Origin of the sequence: Noviherbaspirillum sp., from assembly GCF_036846085.1 — a bacterium.
Classification (GTDB): Bacteria; Pseudomonadota; Gammaproteobacteria; order Burkholderiales; family Burkholderiaceae_D; genus Noviherbaspirillum.
Window position 1 is genome coordinate 1 of the sequence record NZ_DAIUCO010000340.1, and the last position, 4,772, is coordinate 4,772.

5 protein-coding genes are annotated in these 4,772 nt (G+C 65.3%); all 5 read left to right on the top strand.

Annotated elements, in window-relative coordinates; translation table 11 throughout:
- A partial coding sequence (locus tag V7080_RS24130) for a branched-chain amino acid ABC transporter permease (protein WP_334190923.1) occupies positions 1-400 on the top strand: 400 nt, incomplete at its 5' end.
- Positions 400-1,176 (top strand): ABC transporter ATP-binding protein, encoded by a 777-nt coding sequence (locus tag V7080_RS24135; RefSeq protein ID WP_334190924.1) that lies wholly within the window; start codon positions 400-402, stop codon positions 1,174-1,176. The genes V7080_RS24130 and V7080_RS24135, both read left to right, overlap by 1 nt.
- On the top strand, positions 1,176-1,949 hold the full coding sequence (locus tag V7080_RS24140; RefSeq protein WP_442947282.1) for an ABC transporter ATP-binding protein: 774 nt from the start codon (positions 1,176-1,178) through the stop codon (positions 1,947-1,949). The genes V7080_RS24135 and V7080_RS24140 overlap by 1 nt, the downstream gene beginning before the upstream one ends.
- A 13-nt stretch (positions 1,950-1,962) precedes the next feature.
- Positions 1,963-2,454, top strand: a complete 492-nt coding sequence (locus V7080_RS24145) for a (2Fe-2S)-binding protein (RefSeq protein WP_334190925.1) — start codon at positions 1,963-1,965, stop codon at positions 2,452-2,454.
- Positions 2,451-4,772: xanthine dehydrogenase family protein molybdopterin-binding subunit (locus V7080_RS24150; RefSeq protein WP_334190926.1), on the top strand; the 2,322-nt coding region annotated here is incomplete at its 3' end. The genes V7080_RS24145 and V7080_RS24150, both read left to right, overlap by 4 nt.

Here is a 4,772-nt window from a genome sequence, read left to right on the forward strand (position 1 = left end):
CGATTCGGTGCTCCGGGCCGATGCGATCGGGATCGATGTCAAGAAGCTGCAATGGACCGCGTTCGTGATCGCCGGCCTGGTTGCCGGCGTGGCGGGCAGCCTGTTCGCGTTTTCCAAGGGCAGCATCTCGCCAGAGACCCTGCATGTCGGCAGATCGGTGGACGGTATCGTGATGGTGATGCTCGGCGGCATACAAACCCTGATCGGCCCGATCGTCGGCGCGGTCACCTTCGGCTGGCTGCATGACACGGTCGCACGCAGCACCGACTACTGGCGCGCCATGCTGGGGGGCATCATCCTGCTGCTGGTGCTGCTCTTCCCGCAAGGGATCGCCGGATATATCCGCCAGTTGTCCAACAACCTGGCCGAACGCAAGGCCGGCTCCAAGGGAGTGCACTGATGAGCCTCATGACAGTCAGCAACCTGGGCAAATCCTTCGGTGGCGTGAAGGCGGTCGATGGCATCAGCTTCGAGCTTGCCGCCGGCGAATTGCTTGCCTTGATCGGCCCCAACGGCGCCGGCAAATCCACCACCTTCAACATGGTGAATGGCCAGCTCAAGGCCGATGCCGGATCGATCAGGCTCGACGGCAAGGAACTGGTCGGGCTCAAGCCGCGCGAAATCTGGCGCATGGGCGTCGGCCGCACCTTCCAGATCGCCGAAACCTTCGCATCGCTGACGGTGGTGGAAAACGTCCAGATGGCACTGATTTCGGCGGACGGCAAGCTGTTTTCGATGTGGCGCAAGGCGGCGGCGCACAAGCGCGACGAAGCGCTTGCGCTGCTGGAACAGGTCGGCATGGCGGCGCAGGCCGACCGTCCTTGCAGCGTGCTGGCGTACGGCGATGTCAAGCGCGTCGAGCTCGCCATCGCCATGGCCAATAATCCGAAACTCTTGCTGATGGACGAGCCGACCGCCGGCATGGCGCCGAAGGAACGCAATGAATTGATGGCGCTGACGAAGAAGCTGGTCACCGAGCGCAACATGGCGGTGCTGTTTACCGAGCACAGCATGGACGTGGTGTTCGCTTACGCGGACAGGATGATCGTGCTGGCGCGCGGCCGCCTGATCGCGGGCGGCGCGCCGCATGAAATCCGCGACCATCCGAAAGTGCAGGAAGTGTATTTCGGCACAGGAAAGACATTCGAGAAGAACCGGAAGAAGGAGGCCGTCTGATGCTGACAATGGAGGCAACCCATACCGCCACCGCCGACGGCGCCGCGAAGGACAAGCTGCTGGATGTCAGGGCGCTGAACGCCTGGTATGGTGCGGCGCAGATCCTGTTCAACGTCGACCTCAATGTCCGCCGGGGCGAGGTGGTGGCGCTGATGGGCCGCAACGGCGCCGGCAAGTCGACTTCCCTGAAAGCCATCATCGGCCTGCTGCAGAAGCGGCGCGGCAATATCACGTTCATGGGCAAGGATATTTCCACCGCCCAGCCGCACGACATCGCGGCGCGCGGCCTCGGCTTCGTGCCGGAGGACAGGCGCATCTTCACCGACCTGAGCGTGATGGAAAACCTCGACGTCGGGCGGCAGCCGCCACGGCGCTGGCCGGATGGCGCGCCGGCGCCGGAATGGAATCCGGAGCGGCTGTTCAAGCTGTTCCCCAACCTCGGCGAAATGCCGAACCGGCCGGGCGGGCGCATGAGCGGCGGTGAACAGCAAATGCTCACCATGGCACGCACGCTAATGGGCAATCCCTACCTGGTGCTGCTGGACGAACCGTCGGAAGGCGTGGCGCCGGTGATTGTCGAACAGATGGTGCAGATGATCCTGGAGATGAAGGCCGAAGGCGTCAGCATCCTGCTGTCCGAGCAGAACATGCATTTTGCCGAATTGGTATCCGACCGTGCCTACGTCCTCGAAAAGGGGCAGATCCGGTTCGAAGGATCGATGGACGAACTGGCTGCCAACGAAGCGGTCCGGCAGGCTTACCTGAGCGTATGAAATACCACTCGCAATGAGCAATCCGCTTTTGTCGCTGACGGTCAACGGCGAGCAGCATAGTCTTGATGTGCCGGGCGATGCGCCGCTGCTGATGGTGCTGCGCAACGACCTGCAACTCAACGGGCCGAAATATGGCTGCGGCCTCGGCCAGTGCGGCGCCTGTTCGGTGCTGGTCGACGGCAAATGCGCGCGTGCCTGCGTGATCCCGGTACGCGGGGTGGCCGGGCGCCACGTCACCACGCTGGAAGGGCTCGGCAATGCAAGGTCGCCGCATATCGTGCAGCAGGCATTCATCGAGGAGCAGGCGGCGCAGTGCGGCTACTGCCTCAACGGCATGATCATGGCGACAGTTGCATTGCTGCATGTCAATCCAAATCCGACCGACACGGACATCAGGAATGCGCTGGCGCACAACCTGTGCCGCTGCGGAACCCATATCGAGATCCTGCAGGCCGTGCGCCGCGCGGCCCGCCAGCTTTCGGAATCGGCGGAGGCGCAGCGATGAACCGGCGCGCGGATACGCCGGCCAGCCGGCGCGATTTTCATGAAGCGGCCGGCGTCCTGCTGGTCACGCGCGAGCCGCCGCCACCGCCACCACCGGTGAAAGGCCAGCCCGCGGCGGTGCCCGGCAATCCCGCCGAAGGCGTCGAAATCCTGATCGCGGTATGGGACGACGGCAGCGTCACCGCGCTCAACGGCCACGTCGACCTCGGCACCGGCATCCGCACCGCGCTCGCGCAGATCGTCGCCGAGGAACTCGACGTTCCGATGGACCGTGTCAACATGGTTCTCGGAGACACGGCCCGTGCGCCCAACCAGGGCGCCACCATCGCCAGTGCGTCGATCCAGATCCACGCGGTGCCGCTGCGCATCGCCGCCGCGCAGGCGCGCGCATGGCTGATCGCGCGGGCTGCCGAACATCTTGGGGCAAATGCCGCCGAGCTTACCGTCGAGGCCGGCATCGTTGCGGTAACCGGCCATGCCGAGCGGGCCATCGGATACGCTGACCTGGTGCGGGAGCGGCACGTCGAACTCCTGCTCGACACCGGCACGCCGGTCAAGCGTCCGGAAGAGTACAAGGTAGTGGGGCAGAGCATGCCCCGCGTCGACATCCCCGGCAAGGCGACCGGCGAACTTACCTTCGTGCACGACCTGCGCGTCCCCGGCATGCTGCACGGCCGCGTGATCCGACCGCCGTATGCCGGCGCCGACCACGGCGACTTCATCGGCCGTACCCTCGAATCCGTCGATGAACAATCGATCGCGCATATTCCCGGTGTGGTGGCGGTCGTTGCCATCGGCGACTTCGTCGGTGTGGTGGCGAAACGGGAAGAGCATGCCGAACAGGCGATGCGCGATCTGGTGGTGACGTGGAAGGACTGGCCTGCCTTGCCGAACCTGGCCAACCTCGAAGTCGCGCTGCGCGACAACCCGTCCACCCGCCGGGTCGTGGCGGAGCAGGGCGATGTCGATGCGGCGCTTGCGAATGCGGCGATACGCATGGACCGCACCTACGTCTGGCCTTACCAACTGCATGCATCGATCGGCCCCTCATGCGCCGTCGCCGACTGGCATCCCGACAGGATGACGGTATGGGCCGGCACCCAGAATCCGCATGTGCTGCGCGCCGATCTCGCCAAGCTGATGGACCTGGCCGACGTCGCCATCGATGTCATCCGCATGGAAGCCGCCGGCTGCTACGGCCGCAACTGTGCGGACGATGTCGCCGCCGACGCCGCGCTGCTGTCGCGCGCGGTCGGCCATCCGGTTCGGGTGCAGCTCACCCGCGAGCAGGAACACCAGTGGGAACCGAAGGGCGCGGCCCAGTTGATGGAAGTGCGCGGCGGACTGAATGCCGACGGCAGCGTCGCGGCATACGATTTCCAGACATCGTATCCATCCAACGGCGCGCTCACGCTGGCCCTGCTGCTGACAGGTAAAGTGAGTCCGGGTGCGGTCGCCTACGAAATGGGCGACCGCACCTCGGTGCCGCCCTACGACTATGCCAACCTGCGGGTGGCGATCAATGACATGGCGCCCATCCTGCGCGCATCGTGGCTGCGCGGTGTGTCGGCACTGCCGAATTCCTTTGCGCATGAAAGCTACATCGACGAACTGGCCTCCGAAGCCGGCGTCGATCCGGTCGAATTCCGGCTGCGTTACCTGAAGGACGATCGCGCCGCCGAACTGGTGCGGGCCACCGTCGAGCGCGCCGGCTGGCTGCCGCATACCCGGCCGCAGCAGCAGGCTCCCGACGGCGATTTCCTGAAAGGGCAGGGCTTCGCCTATGCGCGTTATACGCACAGCCGTTTCCCCGGCTTCGGCGCCGCATGGTCGGCATGGGTGGCCGACGTGGAAGTCAACCGCAACACCGGCGAAGTGCATGTGCGCCGCGTCGTGGTGGGACAGGATGCGGGACTGATGATCAATCCTGCGGGCGTCAAGCAGCAGATCCACGGCAACGTCGTGCAGACCACCAGCCGCGCCCTGAAGGAGGAAGTGCAGGTCGACAGCCGCAAGAACACCGTCGCCAGCAAGGAGTGGGGCAGTTATCCGATCCTGAATTTCCGCGAGGTGCCGGTCATCGATGTGATGATGATGCAGCGGCCGGACCAGCCGCCGCAGGGTGCCGGCGAATCGTCCTCGGTGCCGGGAACGGCCGCCATCGCCAATGCAATCTTCGATGCCACCGGGGTACGCTTCCGCAAACCGCCGTTCACCGCTGAAGTGGTGAAGGCCGCATTGAATCCGCCGCCCGCCGAGCCGGCAAAGCCACCCCGCACACGGCGTCCGTGGTGGGCGGTTGCGGGTGCACTGGTCGCC

Coding starts and splice junctions, on each gene's coding strand:
- V7080_RS24135 (WP_334190924.1), top strand. CDS start 400: ATGAGCCTCATGACAGTCAGCAACCTGGGCAAATCCTTCGGTGGCGTG.
- V7080_RS24145 (WP_334190925.1), top strand. CDS start 1,963: ATGAGCAATCCGCTTTTGTCGCTGACGGTCAACGGCGAGCAGCATAGT.
- V7080_RS24140 (WP_442947282.1), top strand. CDS start 1,176: ATGCTGACAATGGAGGCAACCCATACCGCCACCGCCGACGGCGCCGCG.